The sequence below is a fragment of the Bosea beijingensis genome, assembly GCF_030758975.1.
Classification (GTDB): Bacteria; Pseudomonadota; Alphaproteobacteria; order Rhizobiales; family Beijerinckiaceae; genus Allobosea; species Allobosea beijingensis.
Map to the genome: position 1 here is coordinate 1,114,898 of NZ_CP132359.1, position 25,870 is coordinate 1,140,767.

22 protein-coding genes are annotated in these 25,870 nt (G+C 65.6%); 14 read left to right on the plus strand and 8 right to left on the minus strand.

The window, feature by feature from the left end:
• Positions 1-4: 4 nt before the first annotated feature.
• Both Q9235_RS05475 and Q9235_RS05480 read right to left on the minus strand, forming a co-directional pair.
• Positions 5-1,177, minus strand: coding sequence for an aminotransferase class V-fold PLP-dependent enzyme (locus Q9235_RS05475; RefSeq protein ID WP_306225816.1), 1,173 nt, complete (start codon positions 1,175-1,177; stop codon positions 5-7).
• A gap of 17 nt (positions 1,178-1,194) precedes the next feature.
• Complete coding sequence (locus tag Q9235_RS05480) at positions 1,195-1,896, minus strand: aspartate/glutamate racemase family protein (RefSeq protein WP_306225817.1); 702 nt, start codon at positions 1,894-1,896, stop codon at positions 1,195-1,197.
• Between the two features lie 87 nt (positions 1,897-1,983).
• On the opposite strand from Q9235_RS05480, the gene Q9235_RS05485 reads away from it, so the two are divergent.
• Positions 1,984-3,336: an aminotransferase-like domain-containing protein gene (locus Q9235_RS05485; protein ID WP_306225818.1), complete on the plus strand. Its 1,353-nt coding sequence runs from the start codon at positions 1,984-1,986 to the stop codon at positions 3,334-3,336.
• A gap of 537 nt (positions 3,337-3,873) precedes the next feature.
• On the opposite strand, the gene Q9235_RS05490 is transcribed toward Q9235_RS05485, so the two are convergent.
• The 3 genes from Q9235_RS05490 to Q9235_RS05500 form a co-directional block, all read right to left on the minus strand.
• Positions 3,874-4,122, minus strand: coding sequence for a hypothetical protein (locus tag Q9235_RS05490; RefSeq protein ID WP_306225819.1), 249 nt, complete (start codon positions 4,120-4,122; stop codon positions 3,874-3,876).
• Positions 4,123-4,444: 322 nt separating this feature from the next.
• On the minus strand, positions 4,445-5,086 hold the full coding sequence (locus Q9235_RS05495; RefSeq protein ID WP_306225820.1) for an NrsF family protein: 642 nt from the start codon (positions 5,084-5,086) through the stop codon (positions 4,445-4,447).
• A gap of 87 nt (positions 5,087-5,173) precedes the next feature.
• Complete coding sequence (locus tag Q9235_RS05500) at positions 5,174-5,746, minus strand: sigma-70 family RNA polymerase sigma factor (protein WP_306225821.1); 573 nt, start codon at positions 5,744-5,746, stop codon at positions 5,174-5,176.
• Between the two features lie 310 nt (positions 5,747-6,056).
• Between Q9235_RS05500 and Q9235_RS05505 the strand changes: the two genes are divergently transcribed.
• The 6 genes from Q9235_RS05505 to Q9235_RS05530 all read left to right on the plus strand — a co-directional run bounded on the left by Q9235_RS05505 (position 6,057) and on the right by Q9235_RS05530 (position 12,150).
• Complete coding sequence (locus Q9235_RS05505) at positions 6,057-6,779, plus strand: CE1 family esterase (protein ID WP_422678273.1); 723 nt, start codon at positions 6,057-6,059, stop codon at positions 6,777-6,779.
• A 72-nt stretch (positions 6,780-6,851) separates the two neighbouring features.
• Positions 6,852-8,504, plus strand: coding sequence for a thiamine pyrophosphate-binding protein (locus Q9235_RS05510; protein WP_306225823.1), 1,653 nt, complete (start codon positions 6,852-6,854; stop codon positions 8,502-8,504).
• Entirely contained in the window at positions 8,504-9,700 is a 1,197-nt protein-coding gene (locus Q9235_RS05515; protein ID WP_306225824.1) for an OpgC family protein, read from the plus strand. The genes Q9235_RS05510 and Q9235_RS05515 overlap by 1 nt, the downstream gene beginning before the upstream one ends.
• A 70-nt stretch (positions 9,701-9,770) precedes the next feature.
• Positions 9,771-11,168: a tetratricopeptide repeat protein gene (locus tag Q9235_RS05520; RefSeq protein WP_306225825.1), complete on the plus strand. Its 1,398-nt coding sequence runs from the start codon at positions 9,771-9,773 to the stop codon at positions 11,166-11,168.
• 21 nt (positions 11,169-11,189) lie between these two features.
• The gene (locus Q9235_RS05525) at positions 11,190-11,675 is read left to right on the plus strand and encodes a hypothetical protein (protein ID WP_306225826.1); all 486 of its coding nucleotides are present in this window, start codon (positions 11,190-11,192) and stop codon (positions 11,673-11,675) included.
• Between the two features lie 4 nt (positions 11,676-11,679).
• On the plus strand, positions 11,680-12,150 hold the full coding sequence (locus Q9235_RS05530; protein ID WP_306225827.1) for a YHS domain-containing (seleno)protein: 471 nt from the start codon (positions 11,680-11,682) through the stop codon (positions 12,148-12,150).
• A 469-nt stretch (positions 12,151-12,619) separates the two neighbouring features.
• Here the strand turns inward: Q9235_RS05530 and ggt are convergent, their stop codons facing one another.
• The 3 genes from ggt to Q9235_RS05545 all read right to left on the minus strand — a co-directional run bounded on the left by ggt (position 12,620) and on the right by Q9235_RS05545 (position 17,107).
• Positions 12,620-14,224 (minus strand): gamma-glutamyltransferase, encoded by a 1,605-nt coding sequence (gene ggt / locus Q9235_RS05535; protein ID WP_306225828.1) that lies wholly within the window; start codon positions 14,222-14,224, stop codon positions 12,620-12,622.
• A gap of 299 nt (positions 14,225-14,523) precedes the next feature.
• The gene (locus tag Q9235_RS05540; protein ID WP_306225829.1) at positions 14,524-16,269 is read right to left on the minus strand and encodes a M28 family peptidase; all 1,746 of its coding nucleotides are present in this window, start codon (positions 16,267-16,269) and stop codon (positions 14,524-14,526) included.
• A 49-nt stretch (positions 16,270-16,318) separates the two neighbouring features.
• A complete protein-coding gene (locus Q9235_RS05545; protein WP_306225830.1) occupies positions 16,319-17,107 on the minus strand; it encodes an IclR family transcriptional regulator in 789 nt (262 codons plus the stop codon).
• A gap of 143 nt (positions 17,108-17,250) precedes the next feature.
• Between Q9235_RS05545 and Q9235_RS05550 the strand changes: the two genes are divergently transcribed.
• The 7 genes from Q9235_RS05550 to Q9235_RS05580 all read left to right on the plus strand — a co-directional run bounded on the left by Q9235_RS05550 (position 17,251) and on the right by Q9235_RS05580 (position 25,768).
• The gene (locus Q9235_RS05550) at positions 17,251-18,144 is read left to right on the plus strand and encodes a polysaccharide deacetylase family protein (protein ID WP_306225831.1); all 894 of its coding nucleotides are present in this window, start codon (positions 17,251-17,253) and stop codon (positions 18,142-18,144) included.
• Entirely contained in the window at positions 18,141-18,938 is a 798-nt protein-coding gene (locus tag Q9235_RS05555; RefSeq protein WP_306225832.1) for a polysaccharide deacetylase family protein, read from the plus strand. Before Q9235_RS05550 ends, Q9235_RS05555 begins: the two co-directional genes overlap by 4 nt.
• Position 18,939: 1 nt before the next feature.
• Positions 18,940-20,490 (plus strand): ABC transporter substrate-binding protein, encoded by a 1,551-nt coding sequence (locus tag Q9235_RS05560; protein ID WP_306225833.1) that lies wholly within the window; start codon positions 18,940-18,942, stop codon positions 20,488-20,490.
• A gap of 71 nt (positions 20,491-20,561) precedes the next feature.
• Positions 20,562-22,253, plus strand: coding sequence for a M20/M25/M40 family metallo-hydrolase (locus Q9235_RS05565; protein WP_306225834.1), 1,692 nt, complete (start codon positions 20,562-20,564; stop codon positions 22,251-22,253).
• A gap of 64 nt (positions 22,254-22,317) precedes the next feature.
• Positions 22,318-23,910: an ABC transporter substrate-binding protein gene (locus tag Q9235_RS05570; RefSeq protein WP_306225835.1), complete on the plus strand. Its 1,593-nt coding sequence runs from the start codon at positions 22,318-22,320 to the stop codon at positions 23,908-23,910.
• A gap of 35 nt (positions 23,911-23,945) precedes the next feature.
• Positions 23,946-24,887 carry an ABC transporter permease gene (locus tag Q9235_RS05575; RefSeq protein ID WP_306225836.1) on the plus strand — a complete coding sequence of 314 codons (942 nt, stop codon included), beginning with the start codon at positions 23,946-23,948 and terminating at the stop codon, positions 24,885-24,887.
• A gap of 71 nt (positions 24,888-24,958) precedes the next feature.
• Positions 24,959-25,768: an ABC transporter permease gene (locus Q9235_RS05580; RefSeq protein WP_306228126.1), complete on the plus strand. Its 810-nt coding sequence runs from the start codon at positions 24,959-24,961 to the stop codon at positions 25,766-25,768.
• Positions 25,769-25,870: the final 102 nt, after the last annotated feature.

The following is a 25,870-nucleotide window of genomic DNA, read 5'->3' on the forward strand; positions in this document are numbered from 1 at the left end:
TTTTTCAAATCGTAGCGACCAGCCGGCGGCAAAGGTCCGCCAGCTTCGCGTAGTCCTCAATCTCGTTGTAGGCATGGGCGGAAAGGCGCAGCCATATCCCGCTGGGATGAGCGTGAAGCGGGACGTCGGTCCTGAATTCGTCGAGCAGCCGGCCACGCAATTCCGTTGCGTGGGCCTTGGTCAGGGGAACGTTTTCCAATGGCAGCCTGACCATGGCCATGGCGACCTCATGCCCGGCATTGCCATGGATCGTCCCGAGTTCCGACGCGAGGAGCGCGCCGCCTTTGCCCGCGAGGGCAATGTTGCGCCGCCGCAGTCCCACCCCACCCAATCTTTCATGAAATGCCAGGGCGCTCTGGATTGCGAGCTGCGCGGTCGCGTCGCGCGTGCCGGTCCAGTCGAATTCGGCCAGATAGCCGCCGCCAAATCCATGGGAAACGGTCGTCGGGTGCAGGCCGGCTTGCCTGTCACGGCGCGTCCAGAGGAAGGCGGCCCCTTTCGGCGCCGCCAGCCATTTATGGCAGTTGCCGACATAGTAATCGGCGTCCAGCGATCGCAGGTCGATTTCGGTGTGGCCGGGGCCATGGGCTCCGTCCACCAGCAAAGGCACGCCGGCCTCGCGGCAGGAGGCCGCAATCTCGGCGACCGGCAGCAGCAGCGCGCTCGGCGAGGTGATGTGATCGATGATCGCGATCCGCGTCCTTGGACCGAGACAGGCCGCAAATCGCTGCGCGAAGCCGGCAAAATCCTCTTCGGGAAAGGCCAGGGCAGCGGTGACGATGCGTGCGCCCGCCAGCTCGGCGATATAGCGCGCGGTGTTCGCGACCGCGCCATAAGCCTGACCGTGAAGCACGATCTCGTCGCCCGGCTTCAGCGAAAGCGAGCGAAGGACCGCGTTGCAGCCCGTCGTCGCGTTGTCGACGAAGACGAGATCGTCACCCTCGGCACCCAGGAACGCGGCCAGTGCCTCGGCGCTGGCCCGCAGTGCCTTCGGCAGGACGCTGCGCATGAAGACGCTCGGCTGCGCCTCCATCCTGTCGCGCCAGACCATTTGCTCGGCGAGAACCACCTTGGGTGTCGCGCCGAAAGCGCCATGGTTGGCGGTCAGGTAGCCGTCATCGAGCGGCCACTCGGCGCGAACGGCCCGACCTAGCGACTGAAACGGGACGTTGTTCACGGATGTGTCCTCGCGGGTCACGAGCGAGCGGCCAGCGACCGCTCGACAGCGGCACTGGCGTGCAGCGCGGTCGTGTCGAAGACCGGAAGATCAGTGTCCGACTGCGACAGCAGGAGATCAAGCTCCGTGCAGCCGAGGATGACCCCGTCCGCGCCGCGCATGCGCGCCGCATCGATCACTGCGCGGCAACGTGCTTTCGATTCCGGGCGAACGATGCCCTGGCAGAGCTCGTCATAGATGATGCCGTGGACAAGTCGCTCTTCATCGGAGCTGGGTCGCATCAACTGCAGCCCATGCCTGTCCCGCATCCGATCGCGGTAGAACGGCTCCTCCATTGTGAAACGAGTGCCCAGCAGCAGCGGCCGGCTACTGTTCTCCGCCTTGATCGCGACGGCAGCGATGTCGGCGATATGGATCAGCGGTATGGCGATCGCCGCGGAAACCTGATCGGCAAGCTTGTGCATCGTGTTGGTGCAGATCAGCAGCATCTCGGCGCCGGCCCGCTCCAAGGCGCGGGCGCCATCGATCATCATGTCTGCCAGAGCGCCCCAGTCGCCGGCAGCCTGCCGCTCGGCCACTTCCTGAAACTCGACCGACCACAGCACGATCCGCGCCGAGTGCAGGCCGCCGAGCCGCGCCCGGACGCCTTCGTTGATCAGCTTGTAATAAACGGCCGAGCTTTCCCAGCTCATCCCACCGAGAAGTCCGATCGTCTGCATCGTCCCCGCCCTTTGCGGGTGAACGATGCGTCCGCGTGCATGGCGCCGCAATCGCATTGCATGCCATACAATCGCGAGGAGGCGCCGATGTGGATCCCCGAGCTCGACCCCAGCCGCCCGGTCTACCGGAGCATCGCCGAAGCTCTCGCGCAGGATATCGCGAGCGGCCGGCTTTCGCCGGGTGACAAGCTGCCGCCGCAGCGGGATCTGGCCCAGGCTCTCGCGCTCAACCTTTCGAGCGTCACCAAGGCGTATCGCCTGGCTTTCGAGCTCGGCCTCGTCAACGGCGAAACCGGGCGTGGCACCTTCGTGCGAGCGGGTGGACCGTCCCGCATTCCCTGGCCGTCGGGCGAGAGCCGTTCGAGCATCGACTTCGCATCGAATTTCCCGATGCCGCTCGATCCTTCCGAGGAGGTTGTGCAGCTCTGCCAGGACATGGCGCGCTACGATGTCGGGCAGCGACTGTTCGAGTACGCGCCCCGGGGCGCCGTCAGCGACGATATTGCTCCGGCCATGCAATGGCTTGAAGGCCTGGGTGTTCCGGCAGAGCCGGACGGAATCTTGCTCACCTCCGGCGCCATCAACGGGGTGTTCGCCTGCCTGCTGGCGCTGGCGAGATCGGGAGAAACGGTTCTCTGCGAGGAGTTGACTTCGCCCGGACTGGTCAGTTGCGCCCGCATGATGGGCCTCAAGCTCGTCGGCATCCCTATGGATGGGCGCGGCATGAAGATCGACGCCTTCGAGCGGATCGCGACCGAAACGGGCGCTCGCATCGCCGTGCTCAACCCGACCTTGCACAATCCCACGCTGACCGATCTGTCGCAGGACAGGCGCGAACGACTGGCGGCTTTCGCCTCGCGATCCGGCATGATGATCGTGGAGGATGAAGTCTATGCTCCTTTGCTGGAGACCGTCCCAACCCCGATCGTTGCATTGGCTCCATCGGCTGTCTGCTACGTGTCAAGTTTCTCGAAGGCGGTTTTGCCCGGTCTACGCATTGGTTACATCGCCGCTCCCCCGCACATTGCCGAGCGGCTGCGTAATGCCATCCGGGTGAGCACCTGGATGCCCTCTCCGATGCTTGCGAGCCTCGCATCGCGTTGGATCAAGGATGGCACGGCATCCCGGCTGATCGCCCGCCGGCGCAATGCCGGGCGCGAACGGATAGAACTGGCGCAGAAAATCCTGGCCGGCCATAAACTCGCCGCCCGCCCGGAAGGGTTGCATGTGTGGCTGACCCTGCCGGCGCCTTGGCGCAGCGATGAGTTTGCCCTCTACGCCAAAGGCAAGAACCTGTCGGTCATGCCCGCCCAGGATTTGGCGGCAGGCTCAGTCGTGCCCGGCCAGGCCGTCCGGATCAGCCTTGGGGCGGAACCTGATCGAAAGCGGCTCGAGCACGGTCTCACACAGCTCACGCGAATTCTGCAGGGGCGCGACTAAGCTGAGGCGCGAACGTAAGCCGTTACTGCGACCTCCCACCCCCATGCATTCGGCCTCTACGTCGGAGCGGAGCGTGGGCTCGAGCTGGCAGTATCTGGCGACGAGCTAGATTTCCCCGTTACCGTTCTCAGAATGGCTTAGTACGCGGGAGCTATTTGAGCCAGTCAAGGGTATCTTTCAGGGTACATGGCCGCGCCTGGGCGTGATTTGAATCCGCTGATTGGGTGATTGTAGGGCCTGCCTCGCTAGATCGACCACGAGCAGACGTTTTGGATATCGGCCATGGGTCGCACGCGCTGGCTCAAAGCAAAGTGCCTTGAAGCGGATCTTCCGGATGTCAGCTAAGGGCCAACTCCGGTCAAATCTCAAAGCCAACGATGCCGCCCGAGAGCGGACGTTCCACAAGTCAGCTAAGGCCACCGAGTTTGGCCTAGTTAGCTTGGGCGATCGCGATTTGCGCAAAATTCTGTCCAGCGATCCATCATCTTTTTTCGGCGTTCGAACATATCCCCTCGGCGATATGCAGCCTCAACCTTGTCACTCACCGTGTGCGCTAGGGCCATCTCCGCCATCTCGTTCGGGGTAGTGCGTTTTCTCGGCGATCCAATCGCGAAAGGTCGATCGGAAGCCGTTTGCTGTGAGATCCGTTCGCTCCATGCGTTTGAGCAACGCGAGAAGCGCAGCGTTCGACAGCGGCTTCTTTGAGTTCGCCTCCTTGAAGACGGGGCCGGTTTGCGGCTTCGGCAGCCCGGCAAGAATTTCAGCCGCGCGCTTTGACAGCGACACACGGTGCTCTCGCCGAGCGGCGGAGACCGGCCCCGTCTCCGCCGCATTCCCTGCGCTAAGCAGATGATTTGATTTAGAAATCAAGCTTTTCTGGCGCTCAGCGCCCCAACGATCACCCCGGTGCCCGTTCCTGCCCGGAAGCGTCACGGATGGTGAGGCTCCCGTTCTTCACCGAGCAATGCACTTCCGATTCGCGCCATAAGCAGGCGTTCGAGCCTGGCGCGAAAGCGGATGCAGTTGTCGCACGCGCGAGGCTATCCGCACGACCGGCGGCGGCGATCCTTGCGGGAAATCCGATCGTCGCTTTGGCGCACCGTACGACTCACCAGCGCAGGAAGCGTGGCAGGATGAGCGCGCCGAGCGCCGCCACTATCGCCGTCGCGATCATATACCAGGTCGCCAGGAAGGGTACCGTATCGTCGGGGCAGTGCAGGCTGTAGGCGACGGTGGCGAGCCCGGCCGAAGCGAGGCCGGCACAGATCCCCGTAAAGGTGCGGTCGACCGGTGCGCCGCGGCGAGCCAACAGCAGAAGCACAACGAGCGGAAGCAGCGCGTAGAGCGGTACCGCGATGAGGCAGGCCCGCCAGTAGCGGCCGAAGATCAAGGCTTGCCACTGCTCGGCCGGCGCCTGCGCCAGAATCAGAAGCGCCCAGCCAGCGACGGTCAGGAGCGGAAGCGCAATGAGCGGCAGGCGCCGCGCCGGCTTCAGGCCCGGCCGCAAGCTGTTCTGGAACAGCACAAGTGCAATGGCCGCAACGCTGGTGCCGAATGCTACCTTGGCGATGACCGGCAGCGTCGTCCAGGCGCTTGCCAGGTCGGGCCGGGTTCCGAGCGTCAGCAGGACGAGCCCGGCTGTCGCCGCAAGCGCCACGAAGGCCGCGAGCCAGGTCGCGCGGCGCAGCCAGCCGGTATCGACCGGCCGGCTGTCCATGCTGATCAGGGAGATCAAATCGTTGGTCTGCATGTCCGATCTTCGAAGATGATCCGTTTCAACGGGAATTCGTGGGGAGCCGCCGAAAGGTTACGCCGTGCCTATGCCCGATGCGGATCGTCATGGTGGCCGCCTCCGTTTCGAGAGAAATTGCGCCATAGCCCGAAGGCCACGATGAATCGCGACCTTGGCCGCCGTCTCGGTCATCCCGGCAGCGGTGGCAGCGTCGCCGACGCTGGCGCCCTGTAGCTTGACCTGATCGATCAGGCGCCGCGTGCGCTCCGGCAGAGCTTCCATCGCGCGCGCCAGATCGAGCCGCGCGTCTGCCGCGGCGCCTTCCGCCGGACCTGCTAACTGATCCACCTCGTCGTCGAGCGGCAGCGCACCGGCATGGCGGCCGGAACGGCGCAGATGGTCGACCAGCTTGTAGCGTGCGATTGCGTGCGCCCAGGCCGTCACGGGGCTCGTCGCGTCATAGGTATGGCGCGACAGGTGCAGCGCCAGGAGGGTTTCCTGCAGGACATCCTCAGCCTCGCTGGCCTCGGTCCGGCCGGCACGGGCCAGCATCTGGCGGAGGTAGCCGCGCAGCCGCAGGCTGATCGTATCGAGGAAAAGACGATAAGCGGCGGCGTCGCCGGCAAGCGCAGCGAGGAAAACAGGCCGAAGCCGTGATTCGAATTCATCGAGTGACAAGGCCGAGACGTCTTCCCGAGAGCCCGCGAGCCGGGGCCGCCCCAATCCGTCGCATGCAGCCGGCCGGCTCACAAGGCTGTGACCGGACGATGATGCCGCGCTGCCAGCTCGATAGGCTCGTGCTCCCCAAGGGAGAACCAAGATGGTGCCTCCATCTCGCCTGAGCCTCGTCGTCGCTTTCGTGACGCTTCTCGGTGGAGCGACCGTGTCGGCGCAGGAGGTCGGCAGCCGGCCCGCCTTGGATGCTTGTCCCGTTGCTGATGGCTGCCAGGTAGAAAGCGGGAGCTATCGCATAATCCTGCCATCCGGCGTGAAGGCCGGACGCCCGGGCGCGATCATGTATTTCCATGGCTATCAGGGTTCGGCCGCCGAGACGCTCGCCGATGAAGGTCTCGTCGCCGCGGCGCAGCGGCTCGGTGTCGCGCTGATCGCGCCTGACGGTGTCGTCCACTCCTGGTCCTTTCCCGGCTCGCCCGCCCGTAACCGGGACGAGTTCCGTTACGTCGGACAGGTGCTCGACGATGCCGTCGCGCGTTTCGGGCTGGACCCGGCCCGCATCATGGCGAGCGGCTTTTCGCAGGGCGGTTCGATGGTCTGGTATCTGGCCTGCCGCATGCCATCGCGTTTCGCCGCCTTCGCGCCGATCGCCGGAGCCTTCTGGGAGCCGCTGCCGGAAAGCTGCGACGGCGCGCGTCCGCCATTGATCCATGTCCATGGCACGAGCGATGTGACGGTGCCGCTTGCCGGCCGCACGCTGCGGCAGGGTTCCAAGCAGGGCGATGTCTTCAAGAGCCTCGCGGTCTTTGCGCCGGGCGGCTGCACCGGCGGATGGGCGGAAGCTGCCCGTGCCCCTGCGCCCGGACAGCTCGCCTGCCGGGTCGCGACCGGTTGCGACGGCCCGGCGCGGCTCGAACTCTGCCTGCATGTCGGAGGACATGTCGCGGATGCGGCATGGGTCGAACGGGCCTGGCGCCTGGCTGTTCCTGCCGGAGCGCGCCAGCCACCGCCCGCTGCCGCGCTCACATCTCCGTGATCCTGTAACCAGACCGCGGTTGCGCACGACTTCTCCGTCAAGGCCACAACGGCGACCTGCCGGAGACAGACCATGCGCCATGAACGGATAGCAGCCGCCGCCTCGGCGGAAACTGACCCGGAGCAATGCCCGCGAGGCGCCGATCTCCTGGCGAGGCAACTCGCCGCGGCAGGCGCGACCCATGCTTTCGGCATTCCTGGCGGGGAGGTGCTGGCGCTGGTCGATGCGCTCGAACGCGCCGGCATCCGCTTCAATCTCGCGAGGCACGAAAATGCTGCCGGCTTCATGGCGGAGGGGCTCTGGCATGCGACCGGCGCGCTGCCCGTGCTGGTCGCGACGCTCGGCCCCGGCGCCGCGAATGCGGTGAACGTCGTTGCCAACGCGCAACAGGACCGCGTGCCGCTGATCTTCATCACCGGCTGCGTCGACCAGGCGCTGGCCGAGAGCTACACGCATCAGGTTTTCGACCATCAGGCCGTGTTGCGCCCACTGGTGAAGGCGAGTTTCCGCGCCGCGCCCGGCACCGAAGACCTCGTCGTGGCCAAGGCCGTCGCGATCGCCCGGCGCGGACGGCCGGGACCTGTCCATATCGACCTGCCGATCTCGGTCGCGGAAGCTCGCACGGCCCCACGCACGATGCCGGCCATCCCACCGACAGCGCCTGCGATCCCGGTCGATCTCCGGCCGGCACAAGCTCTGATCGCTGCCGCGCAAAGACCTCTCGTCATCGCAGGGCTCGACCTCATGAGCCAGGATGGCGGGGCGGCGGCGCTCGACCTTTTCCTGACCGCCACGGGCGCGCCGCTGCTCACGACCTACAAGGCCAAAGGGCTGGTGCCGGAGGATGATCCGCGCGTGATCGGGGCCGTCGGCCTTTCGCCCAAGGCCGATGCGCTCGTCCGCCCGCTGATCGAGGCGGCCGACCTGATCGTGCTTGCCGGCTACGATCCGATCGAGATGCGCCAGGGCTGGCGGGACCCATGGCCGGCCGGAAAGCCTGTCATCGATATCGTCGCGGAGCCGATCCAGCACGGCATGCATCATTCCAGCCTGCTGCTCGAAGGCGATGTCGGCATGACGCTGGCGCAGCTTTCGGAAGGACGGGTGGCGACGGCGTGCTGGCCACGCGGCGAACCTGTCGCCATCCGCAAGGCGCTCCGCGCCGCCTTCGCCGCTCCCGATCGATGGGGGCCGCATGCCGTCTTCGAGACGCTGCGTCGCGTCGCCCCCGCCGGTACGGCGGCGACCGCCGATTCCGGGGCTCATCGCATCCTGCTCAGCCAGATGTGGAACTGCGACGGGCCGCGTCGCCTGCTGCAGTCGAGCGGGCTCTGCACCATGGGCTGCGCCTTGCCTCTGGCTGCGGGTGCCGCGCTCGGCTCCGGCCGACCGATCGTGTGCTTCGTCGGCGATGCCGGCCTCGAGATGGTACTGGGCGAGCTGGCGACACTGCGCGATCTCGGCCTGCCGGTGATCGTGGTCGTGCTCGTCGATCGGGCGCTCGGGCTGATCGCGCTGAAGCAGCACCAGCTCGGCCTGGCGCGTGCCGGCGTCGATATCGGCGAAACCGATTTCGCCGGAGTCGCCCGCGCGATGGGCGGGCATGGCGCAACGATCGACGATCGCCAAACGCTGGAGTGCGAGGCGCAGGCGGCCTTCCGGCGCAACGGCTTCACCGTACTCGCCTGTCGCATCGATGCTGCCAGCTACGAGGGGGCGTTCTGATGGCTGTAGCGTCGACCACCCCTGCGAAGCGGCCACGCGATGAACGGCTCGACCTCTTCCGCGGCCTGACCATGCTGATCATCTTCGTGGCGCATCTGCCGGAGAATAGCTGGAATGCCTGGATTCCGGCACGTTTCGGCTTTTCTTCGGGCGCCGAGCTCTTCGTGTTCTGCTCCGGCATCGCCAGTGCCCTCGCCTTCGGCAGCGTCTTCAAGCGTCGCGGGTGGTGGCTGGGCACGGCCCGCATCGCCTACCGCATCTGGCAGGTCTACTGGGCGCAGATCGGTCTCGTGCTGGCGCTGATCGCGCTTGCCGCCGCGCTCGACCGAATCTTCGGCCTTGCCGTGCTCGCGCAGCAGTTCCAGCCGCTGCTGGCCGATCCCGAGAACGCGCTGCTTGGCCTGGCCACGCTGAGCTGGCAGCCGGACTATCTCGATATCCTGCCGATGTATCTCATCATCCTGGCGCTCGTGCCGGTGATGATGCTGGCGCGAAGGCTTCATGCCGCCTTCCCTTTCCTGATCGCCACAACGCTTTACGCCACAGTCTGGGCGACCGACCTCAACCTGTCGGGCAACCCGTGGAACGGCACGGGTTGGTTCCTCAATCCCTTCGCCTGGCAATTGATCTTCTTCATCGGCTTCTTCATCGCCATGAAATGGCTGCCGGTGCCCGCGCTGGGTGACCGACGATTGATGCTGGCGGCTGCGTTCTTCATCCTGGTCTCGTTGCCCCTGTCCTTCTGGGGCATCCTGGAGCACTGGCCACTGGCGCAGACCGTCCGCGATCTCGTCATTCCCGCCAGCGAGAAGACCGACCTGCATATCCTGCGTGTCATGCACTTCCTGGCGCTCGCCTATCTCGTGCTCAGCCTGATCGAACCATGGCGGGATCGGCTCGATCGCGGCGCTGGGCACCTCCTCATCCTGATCGGACGGCAATCGCTGGCCTGCTTCCTGGCAAGCGTCGTGCTGGCACGGCTTCTGGGCACCATCGCCGACATGGCCGGGCGCGGCGAGCTTGTGGTCGCGTCGCTCAATCTGACCGGTTTCGCGATGATCCTCGCCACCGCGCTCGTCGTCGGCTGGTTCAAGAGCGCGCCCTGGGCCGGCCCGGCGCGCAAGCTCGCTGCCGAGCCGAGAAACGAGCCGGCGGCGTCTGCGTCGCTGACAACACGGGTCCGTGAAGCGAATTGAACGCCGCTTGATCGAGCTGTCGCGAACTCCCTGACAAGCGCCCTTCGCCGGCGCGGCAATGGAGCAGCCCATGACTTACGCCATTCATCACGATCTCTCCGGCGATCCGATCAGCGTCTCCGGCGATGCCGCGCGCTTCGCCTGGAACGACATGCTCGAAGCGCTCATGGCCCACGCTGCCGCGACACCCGAGCACCTCGCCCGGACGCTCGCCGCCGACCCGGATTTCGCGCTGGCCCATGCCGCCAAGGGGCTGATGCTGCTCTCGCTGGCACGCGCCGAACTCGTCGGCCCGGCCCGCGAGTGCCTTGTAGAGGCGCAAGCAGCCGCGATGTTGCGCCCGGTAACGCGGCGCGAGACGATGGTAGCGGAAGCGCTGGCGCTCTGGCTCGACGACGCTCCGCGCCGGGCAGCCGAGCGGCTGGAGGCGATCCTCCTCGCCCATCCCTTCGACGTGCTGGCGCTCAAGCTCTCGCATGGCTTGCGTTTCATGCTGGGCGATCAAGCCGAGATGCTCGCGGCGCTGAACCGCTTCGCGCCTGGTTTCGGCGAGAGCCATCCGCTCGCCGGCTTCGTCCACGGCTGCCATGCCTTCGCGCTGGAGGAGCGCGGTTTCTATGCGCAGGCCGAGCATGCCGGCCGCCGCGCCGTGGCGTTGAGCCCGCGCGACGCCTGGGGCCGCCATGCCGTCGCCCATGTGCTGGAGATGACCGGCCGCACCGACGAGGGCATCGCCTGGCTCGGCAACGGGCGCGGAATCGCACATGCCAACAATCTGCGCTTCCACATCTTCTGGCACCTCGCGCTGTTCCGGCTGGAGCGCGGTGAGGTCGGCGACGTTCTGCGACTCTATGACGAGGAGATCCGGGCCGAGCCGACCGACGATTACCGCGATATCGCCAACGGCGCCTCGCTGCTCGCCCGGCTCGACTATGCCGGCGTCGATGTCGGCGATCGCTGGGAGGAGCTCGCCGCCAAGGCCGAGGGGCGCGTCCAGGACGGGTGCCTCGTCTTCGCCGACCTGCATTATGCCCTCTCCCTGCTCGGCGCCGGCCATGTCGACGGGGCCGAAGCTATCGCCCGCAGCCTAGTCGAGGATGCGAAGGCGCATCCCAGCAACGAGCGGCGCGGTGCCGCCCGCAACGGGGCGCTCGCCGCCTTCGGGCTGATCGCCTTCCACGAGGGCGACTATGGCGAGGCGGCGCGCCTGCTCGGCTCGGCTCGCAACGGCCTGATCGCAGTCGGCGGCAGCCATGCCCAACGTGACCTATTCGAGCAGGCCTATGCCGAGAGCCTGATCCGCGCCGGCGAGCATGAACGCGCCGCAGAAATTCTCGGCGAGCGCCTGAGCCGGCGCGGCGGCGCCAATCTCTTCGCGACACGCCGGCTGGCGCAACTGCGAGGCCGCAATGCCGGCCGACTCGCCGCGCTGGCCGTCGCCTCCACCCCGCTCGCCATCACGCACTGACATCCAGTAAGGACCCCTGCCATGACCACTGCCACCATGCCCCGCAGCTTCGCCCCGCCTTCCACCCGCACAGTGATCCATCTCGCACTAGGTGGTTTCGCCGGCCTCGGTTTCTGGGAATTGTTCTCGGCCGTGCCAACCGCCTGGTTCGCCGAATATCCGCTGGAGCCGCCGGAACTGGTGAAGTCGCTTTTCTACCATCAGCTCGGCCTGCAGATTTCGACACCGGCAGCCAAGCTGCTGCATTTCATCACCGGCTTCCTGTTCTATCCACTCGGCTACTGGATCGTGACGCGCTGGGTGAAGAGCTTCGGCATGCCGGCGGATGGCTGGATCTGGGGCGTGATCACCTATTTCATCGCGCTCGCCTTCTTCGCGCCGCTGGCCGGGCAGCATTTCCTGCTGAACGACGTGCCACGCCTGTCCTTCATGAGCCTCATCGGCCACGCGATCTACGGCTATCTCGCGGCCTATGTCTTCGAGGCGCTCGAAGCGCGTGGGAGATAACGCCATGCTCGACAGACGCGCCTTCATCGGCATCGTCACTGCAGCCCTTGCTGCCGGAGGCGAGGTAAGCGCCGAGGCACAGCGCCCGGTCAACACGCTCGGCTCGCCCGATGGCGTCGCGATCCGCGGCTACGATCCCGTCGCGTATTTTCGCGACGGCGGTCCGAAAGCGGGCAAGCCGGAGTTCGAAGTGCGCCATGGCGGCGCGACCTGGCGCTTCGCCAGCGCCGAGCACAAGGCGCTATTCGAGGCCGAGCCGGAGCGCTACCTGCCGGCCTATGGCGGCTTCTGCGCGTACGGGACCTCGCGGGGCTATCTCGTCAAGATCGAACCCGAAGCGTGGTCGATCGTCGATGGCAGGCTCTATCTCAACTACGATCTCGGCGTGCAGAAGACCTGGCTCGGACGAACGAAGACCTACATCGCCCGCGCGGATGGCGACTGGCCGCGCCTGACGACGAAGGATATCCGATAGGACGACCGCTAAGCCGGTTCAGCGTCTGGTAGACTGCCCGATGGCCGGACGAGTCTGGAGGCCGAAGGCGGACCTGCCTATGCGACTCTATGACCAAAACCGCCGGCTTGGTGGGTTCGCGCCTGCAAAAGTGATCGCCAATCTCGGCCGATTTTGAGAGCCCCGCGGTGCAACAGAATTTCCGAAAGCCAGGTTATCCAATGTCTGCTGCTTGCACTTGCAGATCGCATTTGGCCGCCCTGAACGGGACTCTCCAGATGTCAGCAAGGGCCACTTCCAGAAATGCTGGCTACGATTGATTTCTGATAGCGCCATCGACGACCATCAATACCAAACCTGCCGTGACCTCAGCTATCACTGACCGGCTTGAACCCATCTCGCCTAGCCTTGATCTTTGCAATGACGCGCTTGCCGTCGCTGAGACGGCCTGCCCTACTGGCGATACCCTCCGCAACATGCCTGCATCGGGTCAAACACTGATCGCCATGCCGTCGCGTTGCGGATCGGCTCCGCCGGAGCACAACCCGTCGACGATCCCGATCGCGTGCAGGGCGGCGAATGGGAATGTCTGGGCCGAGCGCTTGACCTCGTATCCTGCGCCGGTGAGTTCGGCGCTGACGCTCCGGCGGATGCGATTGGAAATGTCGATCATGTTCGACACGGCCATGACGCGGGGTGCCGCAACCGCCTCGAAGGGCGACATGCCGAAATCGATCATGTTCATGATGCCCTGCGCCACCGCCGGCGCGATATAGCTGCCGCCGGGTGCGCCGATGACGATACGCGGCGTCTCGCCGTCGAAGACGATGGTCGGGGCGGCCGAGGAGGCACGGCGCTTGCCCGGCGCGATCGAGGCCGCCCGCCCGGGACGCGGGTCGAAGCGGCTCATCGTGCCGTTGTAGATGAAGCCGAGCCCGTCGGTGATCGCGCCGGACGGGCTGCCCAGCGTATGGGTCAGGGCTACGGCGTTGCCTTCGCGGTCGACCACCGTGACATGCGTCGTCTCGCGCTGCGACTTGTCCAGCCGGTTGATGACCGCGCGTTCGCCACGGCGGATCGCCTCCGCCTGCTCGGCGGCGTGCTCCTTCGAGATCAGGCGATCCACGGGCACGTCGACATAGGCCGGGTCGCCCATGAAGCTGTCCTTGTCGATGGTCATGCGCCGCATGGCCTCGGCCAGCAGGGTGATGTGCTCGGCGCCGCCATGCCTGAGTGCGCCGATGTCGAAATTGTCGAGGATGTGCAACATCTGCAGCATCGACATGCCGCTTGCCGGTGGCGGGCTCGTCGAGATGCGGTGGCCGCGATAGGAGCCCCAGATCGGCTTGACGACCGAGAGCTCATAGGCCGCAAGGTCGCGCTCGCTGATCAACCCGCCCTGGGCTGCGAAATCGGAGGCCATCCGGGCGGCCAGCGAGCCGTGATAGAAATCGTCAGGTCCCGCGCTCGCGAGGTGTTCGAGCGTTGCCGCGAGATCCGGATTGACGAGCGTGTCGCCGACGCGCTTGGGGCTGCCGTCCGGCCGGAAGAAGACCTCGCGCCCGGTCTTGCTGTAGCGCAGCTTGTCGCCGGTATTGACCTCGCCCCCACCGCTCTGGTCCTGGCTCCAGAACCAGTGCATGTGCGGGCGCACGAGCACGCCCTCATGCGCCTGCCTGATTGCAGGCGCCATAACGTCGCGCCAGTCCATCGTGCCGAATTGCGAGAGTGCATGGGCATAACCCTTGACGCTGCCAGGCGTGCAGACGGCGAGATGGCCGAACTCGTTGATGCCGCCCTTCAGCAGGAAGGCGAAGCCATCCCGCGTCTGGCCGAGCAGATGCGGCAGCCACATGTCCGGTGTCGCTGAGAGCGAGGCCTTGGCATAGAACTCGACGATCTCGTGGACGCCGCGGCGCGGCATATAGACCTGCATCGAGCCGAAACCGCCGATGCCGCACATCAGGGGATCCACCACGCCCTGCATGAAGGCGCAGGCGATCGCGGCGTCGATGGCATTGCCGCCGCGCTCCAGCACTTCCGCCCCCGCCTCTGCAGCCTCGGGCTGGGGCGCAACGATCATCGCATTCTTCATGTCATGATGCTTTCAAAGGTTATCGGGCACTCAGGCAGCAGCCACGGGGCCAGAGATCGAGGATCAATTTCTCGCCTGCCTTATGCAGAACGACGCCCATCGCTGCAGACGATGAGAACAAGCGATCACGCTCGGCCGGTACATCGTGCAAAGCTGCACTCGATCGTGCGATGCCGTTCATAATGTCGCACAAGCGAGAAGGCTATGCGGGAGATCGTGCGCTCGTCGATTTCAGCTCGCATCACCATGCCGACCCAATCCTTATGCGGTTGACCATAATGTCTCGGAGGAGCCGGGGCTCACCGGTCGAAACCACCGCATTCATGCTTCCAGACTCCGGCCGGATCGGTTGATAGCTCCGAGGCAGCCGCCAGCAGGCGCGATGCTTCGGTAAGGCTGTAGGTCAGCCGATTCAGCGCACGCACCGCATCGACTTCCGCAAATCGGGCCTCGTCGCCAGCCGTGCTGGAAGCCAGTCGCCGGAGCGGATCGAGAACCGGCCAAGACGTCAGCGAAAGCGCGGGATCGTGCACGAAGCGATCCCCCCGAGTGTAATCGAGCGGGACAAGGATGCGGCTCAGCCGCATGACCGCGCGATCATGCGCCGAAGCGTCGAACACCGTGGCATCGACGGCCGCGAGATCCAGGGCAAGAGCTCTTGCATCGCCGACGGCCTTACGGACGTGCGGCGGAATATCAGTGCGATTCCCGAGCCGATCCAGTTCGCCGGCGAGATCGGCAAGTTGGTTAGCGTAGTCGATCGGCAGCCGCTCCCGCGTCAGAAGTTCCAGTACGACGCGCAGCACGATCCGCGCGTCCCGCACCAGCAGATCAGGATCGATCTTGTCGATCAGATCGTGCTCGGTATGCCACCACCAACCGAGATCATTGCGCATCTTCAGCGCGCTCGGCTCCTGCAGACTGAGGCTCCCGAAAACGGAGGGAATGCCGATCCCTGGGAAGGAATCGTCGGCCGACCGCGCTTTGCGGCGTCCGGCCAGCTTCTGCCCGGTTTCCTCCGCGATCGCGGCCTCTGCGATGCCAAAAAGGCCTCCGGCCGCTCCGGTCCGGGTCAGATCGTTCGCTCCGATTCCTCCGGGGCTGTCGAGATTCACATGGGCCACACAGCGCGCGTCGAGATCCGCCCAATGATTGTCCGCATACCAGGCCGATCCGGAATAGCGCCCCTGGGAATGCCCGGACCAAAAGCAGATGCGGATGCCCCGGCGCCAGGCCTTGCGGTGCTCCAGGCACAGACGGACCACTTCCAGCATCGCGACATTCGCGGAGCCGTTATCCATCACGCCGTGAAACCAGGTATCGACATGGCAGGAGAGCAGGACGAAAGGCCCTTGCGGGTCCTCGGCCAGCGGCAGATCGCCGACGAGAAGCGGCGTCTTGCGCCATCCTGTATCGACTTCCGCGTGAAGCGTGACCTCCAATGCGGCATCCCGCAATGCCTTCCGCAAGGCCTCGCCATCCGCATGTCCGATCGTCAGCACGACGACTTTCGGCAGGGCTGAACGCGTATCGACCGACGGACTGCCCCAGATCGGCGAGATGCACATCTCATGCAGCAGATGGTGAGGGCTGATCTGCACCACGCCCGCCGCACCGGCCTGCGAAGCCAGCAAGGCTATCCCGGGCCCCGCTATGCCATCGACCAGAACGATCCGCCCGCGGACATCCTGTTCGGAAAAGGCCGCATGAGAGCCGTCGCCGAGATCGACGAGCGGCCCGGTCAGCCCGCCGGCTGGCGAAGGAAGCGACATCGAATGCGTGATCGCCTCGACCGTTCGCCCCTCAACGACGAGCCGGGCCGGCCCGGGAATGCTGATATAGGCGTCATGCTGGATAAGGTCTGTCCACAGGCCGAGCTCGTCGAGCTGCTCCTTTATCCAGGAAAAGCTGGCGGCCTCCCCAGCTGTTCCGGCCAGCTTCGACCACTGCGCCAGGGTTTCGAGCCCGGACATCATGCGGGCAGCGGACACTCCGTCGACCGGCACCGGCTCCACGCCGCCTCGGGCTTGCATTGCTATGGCCATGGCGTTGGCATCCTCGTCTCTTGCTTCTGCGTGAAAGGAGCCGGCGCGTTCAGCCGACGCTTCGAGAAGCCGCGAGCAGGGCCGAAAGCTCTCGGGCCGCGCTACGAACGGTATCGATCAAAGTGGGAAGGATATTCTCGCTCACGCGGCCGGTCGGCGCACCGATATGGATAGTCGCGATGATTTTGCCGTTGGGGCCCATCACCGGCGCGGAGATCGAGATCAGGTCGGGACTCACCTCGCCATGGCTGACATAGAAGCCCTGATCGCGAACCCGCACGAGCACCTGACGAAGCCGATCGGGATCGACGCAGGTCCGCTCGGTAAACGCCTTCAGCGGCTCGCCGAGCAGCGCCTCGCGAAAGGCCTCGTCCTGAAAAGCGAGCAGGACGACGCCAGAGCCGGCATGCATGGGCCTGCTTCCGCCGATGCCCGACAGCACCTTCACCGCTCGTTCCGGTTCCCACCCCGCTACGCACAGGCTGTTGCGACCATCGCGAACGCGTAGCTGCACCGTCTCGCCCGTGCCGCTTCCGAGCTTCGCGATGATCGGCCCGGCGATCCTTGCGATATCGATCTGCCGCTCCGCCGCGTTGCCGATCGCCAGCGCGGCCACCCCCAGCCGATACGTGCGCCGTTCCGGCGTCGAGCTGACGAAATTGCTGGCCTCGAGGCTGCACAGCAACCGGTACACCCTCGCCTTGCTCTGCCCCGAACGCCGCGTGATCTCGGAAAGACCGAGATCGGGCGTTTCCGAGATGAGCTGCAGAACGCGGAGCGCCGCGTCGACGGCATCGACGCGATACTTCTCGATCTCCTTGGGCGGGGACGCACTCATCTGCCGAGCCTTCCTTCTGCTCACCCCCGGTTGCCTGGGGTCGTCTCCTTGTGAAGTTGGCCATTAGCACATTGCAAATCGGTTCGCTAGATGAACCATCGGTTCAATAATTTGACATCGTCGCGACTCCGCCGCAAGCTCTCGTGAAATCGACCTTTGGCAGCGCCCCCGACATGGGCCGCGTCATCGAGATCGCAGGGAACGAACAGCCGATGGTTTCAGACGCGAAAGACCGCCTTGGCCGGATTCGCTGGCCCGATGACGCCAGAGCCGTCGTCTGCGTCACGATCCATATCGATGGCCCGGCCGTCGAAGCGGGCCGCGGGCAGAACGCGCTGGGCATCCATAGCCGCGGCAGTTACGCGCTGCGGCGCGGCATCCGGCGCTATCTCGACATGCTGGAACGCCATGGCGCGAAGGCAACGTTCTTTTGCTGTGGCTACGATGCCGAGCATTGGCCGGAGCCATTTCGGGAAATCCACGAGGCCGGGCACGAGATCGCCGCCCATGGCTACCAGCACGAGGGTTTCGACCTCGGCGAGAGAGAGCCGGAACTGCTCGAAAAGACGCACCGGATCCTTGAAGGCTTCGGCCAGATACCGGTGGGCTGGTGCTCGCCATCGGGGCGCAAGAGCCGGCTGACGCTGCCAACGCTGCGCCGCCTCGGCTATATCTACGACGCAAGCGAGAAGGACGAGGACATCCCCTACCTGCTGGAGGATGGCTTCATGATCCTGCCCAACAACACCGTCTCGCTCGACGATTTCCCGATGTATTTCACGGGCGGCGCCTCGGCTGCGGAGGTCGAGCGCAACTTCGTGCAGGAGTTCGACGCCGCGCTCGATCGCGACGGCTATGTCCACCTGACCGTGCATCCCCGGGCAGGCGGCGGCTCCGGCACCCCGGCGCGGGCGGCGGCGGTCAACCGCTTCCTGGCCCACGCGAAGGCGACGCCTGGCACCCGCTTCATGACCTGCCGCGAACTCGCGGAATATTGCCTGAGAGAACCTTCCCGCTGGCAGGAGACGCGGGCATGACCGGCTCCCTGCTCATCACCGTGAACGTTCACGGCGTCGGCCCGGAGGCCGCAAGCACCCCGGAAGCCGAGCTGTTCGGTCGCGATGCCCATGGCCGCTACACCTATCGCATCGGCCTGGTCCGCCTGCTCGACACGCTGCGCGAAGGCGGGCTTCCCGCGACCTTCTTCTGGCCTGCGACAGAAGCTGAAAAGCTGCCTCACCTGATCGAGCGCTGCCTGCGCGACGGCCACGAGATCGCCAGTCACGGCCGCGCCTTCGAAGACCATTCGGCCTTGGATCGCGAGGCGGAAACCGCAGCCATCGGTGAAGCGCATGAAACGCTGCTTCGCCTGAGCGGAGCATCACCGCGCGGCTTCCGTTCGCCGACCGGTACCCTGTCGCCCCATACGATCCCGATCCTCCAGAGCCTCGGTTATCTCTACGATTCCAGCTTCCTAGACGATGATTGCCCCTATGGATTGGGCGAGCATGGCGGCGATCGGATGGTCGAGTTGCCGATCTCGGAGGGGCTGACCGACGCCACGCATTTCCGCCGGCGCGTCACGCAGGACCGCGCCGAGGAACTGATGCGCGAGGAGCTGTCAGCCTTGCTCGCCGTCGATGGCTACGCCTGCCTCACGTTCCACCCGCGCGCCGATATCGGCGTCGGCCGCGCAGCGCGCCTGCCCATGATCCGGCGCCTTGTCGGGCTGGCCGAGGCACGGGGTGCCCGGCCTCTGCTCTGCACCGAACTGGCGCAGCGATTCCGCACAACCGGCATCGCGCCGACATCTGACACGACCGGAGATTGAGATGCGTGCTTTCGCTGCCCTCGCCCTCGGACTGGCCGCCTTCGCGGCGGCTGGAGGTTCCGCCTCTGCCCAGACGCTGCGGACGATGCTCACGTCCGATATCCGGGGGGTGATGCCCGGTCGCAGCCCCGACACCGCAACGGGCAGCGTTCTCCAGAACATCTACGAGGGCTTGGTCGCTTGGCGCGCCGATGGCAGCGTCGCCCCGATGCTGGCCGAGAAGATCGATATCTCCGCCGACGGCAAGACCTATGTCTTTACCCTCCGCGACGGCATCAAGTTTCACAACGGCGCGCCTCTGACGGCGAAGGAAGTCGTCTGGACCTGGGAGCGCTTCCTCGACCCCAAATCCGCCTGGCCGTGCCGCGGCGCCTTCAACGGGACGAACGCAACGAAAATCGAAACGGTCAAGGCGCTAGACGAACGCCGTGTGGAGTTCCAGCTCGCCGAGCGCAGCGGCTCATTCCTCAGCGCCATGGCACGCGGCGATTGCGATTCCGCCGGCATCGCCCATCCAGATGCGGTCGATGCCAACGGCAACTGGGTGACGGCAATCGGCACCGGTCCCTTCAAGCTGGCCGAGTGGCGCAAGGGCCAGTTCATCGAGCTTGCGAAATTCGCCGATTACAAGCCGCGGACGGAGCCGTCAGACGGCCTTTCTGGCGCGAAGGAAGCGAAGGTCGACAAGGTCAGGATCGATCTCGTACCGGACGCGCAGGTCGCGAAGTTGGGCATCCTGCAGGGCAAGCTCGATCTCTGGGCCGATGTCGATGCGGCCTCGATCAAGGATTTCGCCAACGACAAGAACGTCACGGTCGTCACCACGCCGGTCGCCGGCATCTACACGATCCCGCTGCAATCCCGCGATCCGGTTTTGGCCGATCCGCGGATTCGTCAGGCGATCAGTCACGCGGTCGATCGCGCGAGCCTTGCCAAGGCGGTGCTGGACGATGCGAGCATCGCTTCGCCCTCGCTGATCCCGCTGACCAGCAAGTATTATGGCAAGGTTCAGCGCAGCGGTGCCGAATACGATCCCGACAAGGCCCGCGCGCTGATCAAGGCCTCCGGCTACAAGGGCGAGCGGATCGCCCTGATCACCAGCAAGGCCTCGCCGGTCATGGCCGATACGGCGATCTATCTCCAGTCTATGCTGCAGGCGGTCGGCCTCAATGTCGATGTCGAGATTCTGGAATTCGCGACGCAGTTCGAGCGCTTCTACAGCGGGCGCTACCAGATGATGGTCTGGAACCTTACGCCCTATCTCGATCCACTCTTCATCGTCGAACGCTTCACCGGCGACAAGGCGCGGCAGGCCGACAAGGTCTGGGACAGCCCGGCCTCGAAGGAGCTCCTGAAGAAGCTCGTCACGGCCGATGACGGCCAGGACAAGCAGGCGCTGTACGACGAGTTGCACCGCCTGCAGATGGCGGAAGCGCCCCTCGTCGTCTGGGGCACGCGCGCAACGACGGTGGCCTTCAGGAAGAGCGTCACCGGCTTCCAGGCCTGGCCCGGCCAGAAGCCGCGCTACTGGAACGTTTCGGTCGCGCCCTGAACCCTTTCCGATCGGAACGAGGGCGTCAGCCCCCGCTTCCGACACCGACTGCAATGACGGCCGAGGGCCCAATGACTGTTGCAATAGTGAATGACCCGGTCGCTGCTGGCATCTCCGCGCAGAGGCTGCAGGAGACGGTCGCCGCGCTGGCTGGGCTTGGACGAAAGCTGCCGGGTTCCGAGAGCGCCGCGACGGCCTGCCGCTTCATCTGCGAGCAACTCGCATCCGCGGGGGTCGCCAACGAAGTGCTGGAACTCGACGCCTTCGTCAGTTGGCCAGTGAATGCATCCCTGACGGTTGCCGGGACGGTGCTTCCGGCCAATGGCTCCGCCTTCACGGCCTCTGCCGACAAGCTGAGCGGTTGCGTCACCCGCTCTCTGGAACCGGCCGACTTGAACGGCGCCTTTCTGGCGATCGACGGACTGCCGCGCTATGACGCCTGCATCAGCGCGCAGAAGGCCGGCGCGCTCGGCGTCATCGCCATCTCGCATGGTCCGCAGCGCCATTATGTCCAGGCCTCGCCGCTCTGGGGCGCGCCGACAGGCCCGGCCGACCTCTCCCTGCTGCCGAGCGTGCCCGCGATACAGGTTTCTCACGCCGCCGCCGCCGTTCTGGAACAAGCCATCGCAAGCGGCGCGCAGGTCACGATGACCAGCGACATCCGCACGGAATGGCGTGCCGCCCAGCAACCCGTCGGCGAGATCGAAGGGCGGGAGCCGGGCTATGTCCTGCTCGGCGCGCACTACTGCACCTGGGGCGACGGCGCGACCGACAACACGGCCGGCGTCGCCCTGCTGATCGAGCTCGCGCGGCTGCTGAAGCAGCAGCCCAAGCCCCGCTACGGCATCAAGTTCGCGTTCTGGACCGGGCACGAACAGGGCGGCTATGCTGGCTCGTCCTGGTACGCGGATGCTTTTCGCGACTCGCTCCATCGCGATGCGATCGCCTATCTCAACGTCGATATCGTCGGCAGCCGCGGTGGCACCACCAAGGCCCTGCGGAACACCACCGCCGAACTGGCCGACTATGTCAGGCAGGTTCTCGACAGAACGGTCGGCAAGCAGACACAGGAGGAAGAGGATTTCGTCGATCGCTCGGTCAAGCGGCTCGACCCCTACATCGATCCCCGGCGCTCGGCCCGAAACTCGGACCAGAGCTTCAGCGGCATCGGGCTCGCCACGGCCCAGGTCAGCGCCTTTCTGCCGGCGGCCAGCCCGGATCACCTGCACGGCAGCGGCCTCGCCTGGTGGTGGCACACCGATCAGGACACGATCGAGCATATGGATGCCGACGTCCTGGCCATCGACACGCTGATCTACCGGAACCTTGTCGCGGGCTTGATCGATGCTCCCGTCCTGCCCTTCAAGCCCGCAGCGATGGCAGATGACGTGCTCGCGGGCTTGCGCGCCTATCGCGAAGCCGCCCCGGCGCTGGACGATATCGCGCGCCTGACCGACCTCGCGGAGAAGCTGTCCGACGGGCTCGCAGGCTGGACGCCGACCGCGGCCGACGACCGGGTGCTCCTGCGGCTCGGCCGCCACCTCAACCCGGTTCTCTATCACGCGCGCAGCGCTTTCGAGTTCGACCTCGGCAGGGCCAGCCGCATTCTGCCCGGACTGGCGGCGGCACTGACGCTCGATCGCCTCGATGCCGATGCCGCCCGGATGGCGCGGGTGCAGTTGCGCCAGCGCGCCAACCGCATCGCGCATGGTCTCTCCGAGGCGATCGACCTGGTCGAGGCTGCGCGCAACGGCGCGCCCTGACCCAATCCGGCTTTCGATCAATCGCTGCGGCTTTCACGGCCGCACAGACCAACAGGGGATCATCATGGATCGTCGCAGCTTCATCAAAGCCGGCGCCGCCGCCGCACTCGCCGGCATCAGCGCTCCGGCGTTGTCGCAATCCGCCCGTCAGAAGGTGCTGCGGTTCGTGCCCTATACGGACCTGACGATTTTCGACCCGATGTGGTCGACGGTCGATATCACCCGCGACTACGGCTACATGATCTACGATACGCTGTTCGGGCTGGATGCGAATTTCCAGCCGCAGCCGCAGCTTGCCGAAGGCCTGCTTTGGGGCGATGACGGGCGTAGCTGCACCATCACGCTGCGCAGCAACATCACCTTCCATGACGGCGAACCGATCCGGGCTCGCGATTGCGTCGCCAGCCTGAAGCGTTGGTCGCAGGCTGCGCCGATGGGCGCGACGCTGTTCGCGCTGACGGACGAACTCGTCGCGGTCGACGACCGGACGCTGCGTTTCCGCCTCAAGCGTCCGTTCCCGATCCTGCCGGCCGTGCTCGGGCAGCTCAGCGCTCCCGTACCCCTCATCATGCCCGAGCGGGTCGCCCAGACGGATGTGAAGACGCAGATCACCGATCGGACCGGCTCGGGGCCGTTCAAGTTCAAGGCGGACGAGTTCCAGCTCGGCAATCTCGCGGTGTTCGAGAAGTTCCAGGGCTATCAGCCGACTCCCAGCACTGCGCGCGGCCTGACGGCTGGCCCGAAAATGGTCCATTTCGACCGCGTCGAATGGCGCCGCATTCCCGATGCCTCGACGGCTGCCGCGGCGCTCCAGACCGGCGATGTCGACTGGATCGGCGGCCCGACCTCGGAAACGGTCGAATTGCTGGCGGGCTTCAAGGATGTCGACCTGCCGCGCCTCGAGGACATTCCCTCGATGGCGATGATGCGGATCAACGCCCTCCACGCGCCGTTCAACAACAAGAAGATCCGCCAGGCCCTGCTCCCCGCCATCGACCAGGCGGAGTTCTGCATGTCCGTCGCCGGGACGAACCCGCAGAATTTCGCGACCGGCAGTGGCTTCTTCCCGCCCGGTACGGCGCTGGCCAGCGATGCCGGCCTCGACCCGCTCAAGGGTCCCCGCAGCATCGAGAAGGCCAGGCAGCTTCTGAAGGAGGCTGGCTATTCGAACGAGCGGGTGCGCCTGCTCGGTGCGGCCGACAGCCCGGCTTCGACCACGCCGCTGGCCCAGGTCGCCGCGGACATGCTTGGCAAGCTCGGGCTGAACCTCGATATCGCGCTCCTCGACAATGCGTCGGTCGCCCAGCGCCGCCGTTCCGAGGAGCCGATCGACAAGGGCGGCTGGTCGCTGAGCTGCTGGCTCTTCCCCGGCACCTGGTTCGTCGATCCCGGCACTAACATCATGCTGCGCGGCAATGGTCGCAACGCCTGGTTCGGCTGGCCCACCATTCCGAAGCTGGAGGAACTCCGCGACGCCTGGCTCAATTCTCCGTCCAGCGACGATCGCAAGCGCATCGCGCAAGAGATGCAGGTCGTCGGCATGGACGAGTTGCCGGCTATTCCGCTCGGCGCCATCTACCGCCAGACCGCGCTCAAGAAATACCTCGTCGACCGGGTGCCGACCGCGACGGTGTTCTGGAACATCCGTCGTGGCTGATCCCGCTCCCGTTGCGGCCCGAGGAGGCTAGCGCCATGCTCGCCTACATCCTGAAACGCATTCTCGCGACGATACCGGTGATGCTGGTCGTCGCGCTAACGGTATTCTCGCTGCTGTTTCTTGCTCCCGGCGACCCCGCGACGATGATCGCAGGAGACCAGGCCTCAGCAGCCGATATCGAGCGGATCAGGCAGAGCCTAGGCCTGGACCAGCCGTTCCTCGTGCAGTTCGGCAAATGGCTGTGGCGGCTCGTCCATTTCGACCTGGGCAACTCCGTCTTTACCGGCCAGCCGGTGACGACGCTGATGGCGGAACGGGTGGGGCCGACCGTTTCGGTCATGCTGCTGACACTGCTGCTCTCCATCTGCATCGCCGTTCCGCTCGGCGTCGTCGCTGCCTCGAAGAGCGGAAGCTGGATCGACCGAGCGATCATGAGCGTCTCGGTGGTCGGTTTCTCTGTGCCGCTCTTCGTCGTCGGCTATATCCTGGCCTGGACCTTCTCGCTGAAGCTGCAATGGCTGCCGCCGCAGGGCTATACGCCACTCGCGGAAGGGCTCTGGCCGTGGCTGCAACGGCTCATCCTGCCCGCGGTCACGCTCGGCTTCGTCTATATCGTCCTCATCGCCCGGATCACCCGCGCGTCGATGCTGGAGGTTCTGCAGCAGGACTATGTCCGGACCGCGCGCGCCAAAGGCCTCGGGCCGCGTTCGGTGCTGTTCCTGCACGCGCTCAAGAACGGCGCGGTGCCCGTCATCACGGTCATCGGCATCGGCTTTGCCGCGCTGATCGGCGGCACCGTCGTCACCGAAACCGTCTTCACGATACCCGGCATGGGTCGATTGACCGTCGACGCGATCTTGCGTCGCGACTACCCGGTCATCCAGGGGCTCGTGCTGGTGTTCTCCTTCGTCTACGTGCTGGTCAACCTCGCCGTGGACCTGATCTACACGCTCGTCGATCCGAGGATCCGCTATTGAGTTCCTCCTTGCTCCACGCCGGCACCGCTGGAACGCCTTCCGGCCGCTCCCGCCTCCCCGAGGTGCTCAAGATGATGCGGCGTCATCCGACGATTCCCTTCGGATCCGCTGTCCTCGTCACGATGATCGCGATCGCAGTGCTCGCACCGTTGCTGGGCACGATCGACCCGACGGCGACGTCGCTGGCGCGCCGGCTGCGCGAGCCTTCCGCCCAGTTCTTCTTCGGCACCGACATGCTTGGGCGCGATCTCTATTCCCGCGTCCTTTACGGCGCCCGCATCTCGTTGCTGGTCGGCTTCTCGGTCGCGATCCTCTCGTCGATCGGCGGCCTTCTGCTCGGGTTGGTCGCGGGCTTCATCAGGCGCGTCGACGTCGTCGTCATGCGCATCATGGACGGGTTGATGTCGATCCCGTCGATGCTGCTGGCGATCGCGCTGATGGCCCTCACCAAAGGCTCGGTCATCAATGTAATCATCGCCCTGACCATCGTCGAAATCCCGCGCGTGACGCGCTTGGTCCGCTCGACAGTCCTCTCCCTACGCGAACAGCCCTATGTCGAGGCGGCCACGGCGGCCGGCGCGGGCACCGCACGGATTATCTTCCGTCACATCCTGCCGAACTCGCTGTCTCCTCTGATCGTCCAGGCAACCTATATCTGCGCGGCTGCGATGGTCACCGAGGCCGTGCTGTCCTTCATCGGTGCCGGAACACCGCCGATCACGCCGTCCTGGGGAAACATCATGGCGGAAGGCCGGACGCTCTGGCAGCTCAAGTTCTACATCGTGCTGATCCCGGCAGCCTTCCTTTCGGCCACGGTGCTTGCCGTCAATCTCCTCGGAGATGGCCTGCGAGATGCACTGGATCCGCGCCGAATCTATTAGTGCGCTCCCTGATGACCACAACGAACTCAATCAGAGCGGACTTTCACAATGTCCGCAGAGGGCCAACTCCAGCCGCTGCTTAGGCTGGTCATTGAATGTGGG

What these genes read in the sequence shown, in the direction of transcription:
- Q9235_RS05580 (WP_306228126.1), top strand. Translation starts at nt 24,959, where the DNA reads ATGATGCGGCGTCATCCGACGATTCCCTTCGGATCCGCTGTCCTCGTC.
- Q9235_RS05515 (WP_306225824.1), top strand. Translation starts at nt 8,504, where the DNA reads ATGGCTGTAGCGTCGACCACCCCTGCGAAGCGGCCACGCGATGAACGG.
- Q9235_RS05575 (WP_306225836.1), top strand. Translation starts at nt 23,946, where the DNA reads ATGCTCGCCTACATCCTGAAACGCATTCTCGCGACGATACCGGTGATG.
- Q9235_RS05540 (WP_306225829.1), bottom strand. Translation starts at nt 16,269, where the DNA reads ATGGCCATAGCAATGCAAGCCCGAGGCGGCGTGGAGCCGGTGCCGGTC.
- Q9235_RS05525 (WP_306225826.1), top strand. Translation starts at nt 11,190, where the DNA reads ATGACCACTGCCACCATGCCCCGCAGCTTCGCCCCGCCTTCCACCCGC.
- Q9235_RS05520 (WP_306225825.1), top strand. Translation starts at nt 9,771, where the DNA reads ATGACTTACGCCATTCATCACGATCTCTCCGGCGATCCGATCAGCGTC.
- Q9235_RS05545 (WP_306225830.1), bottom strand. Translation starts at nt 17,107, where the DNA reads ATGAGTGCGTCCCCGCCCAAGGAGATCGAGAAGTATCGCGTCGATGCC.
- Q9235_RS05510 (WP_306225823.1), top strand. Translation starts at nt 6,852, where the DNA reads ATGCGCCATGAACGGATAGCAGCCGCCGCCTCGGCGGAAACTGACCCG.
- Q9235_RS05555 (WP_306225832.1), top strand. Translation starts at nt 18,141, where the DNA reads ATGACCGGCTCCCTGCTCATCACCGTGAACGTTCACGGCGTCGGCCCG.
- Q9235_RS05565 (WP_306225834.1), top strand. Translation starts at nt 20,562, where the DNA reads ATGACTGTTGCAATAGTGAATGACCCGGTCGCTGCTGGCATCTCCGCG.
- ggt (WP_306225828.1), bottom strand. Translation starts at nt 14,224, where the DNA reads ATGAAGAATGCGATGATCGTTGCGCCCCAGCCCGAGGCTGCAGAGGCG.
- Q9235_RS05480 (WP_306225817.1), bottom strand. Translation starts at nt 1,896, where the DNA reads ATGCAGACGATCGGACTTCTCGGTGGGATGAGCTGGGAAAGCTCGGCC.
- Q9235_RS05560 (WP_306225833.1), top strand. Translation starts at nt 18,940, where the DNA reads ATGCGTGCTTTCGCTGCCCTCGCCCTCGGACTGGCCGCCTTCGCGGCG.
- Q9235_RS05530 (WP_306225827.1), top strand. Translation starts at nt 11,680, where the DNA reads ATGCTCGACAGACGCGCCTTCATCGGCATCGTCACTGCAGCCCTTGCT.
- Q9235_RS05570 (WP_306225835.1), top strand. Translation starts at nt 22,318, where the DNA reads ATGGATCGTCGCAGCTTCATCAAAGCCGGCGCCGCCGCCGCACTCGCC.
- Q9235_RS05495 (WP_306225820.1), bottom strand. Translation starts at nt 5,086, where the DNA reads ATGCAGACCAACGATTTGATCTCCCTGATCAGCATGGACAGCCGGCCG.
- Q9235_RS05485 (WP_306225818.1), top strand. Translation starts at nt 1,984, where the DNA reads ATGTGGATCCCCGAGCTCGACCCCAGCCGCCCGGTCTACCGGAGCATC.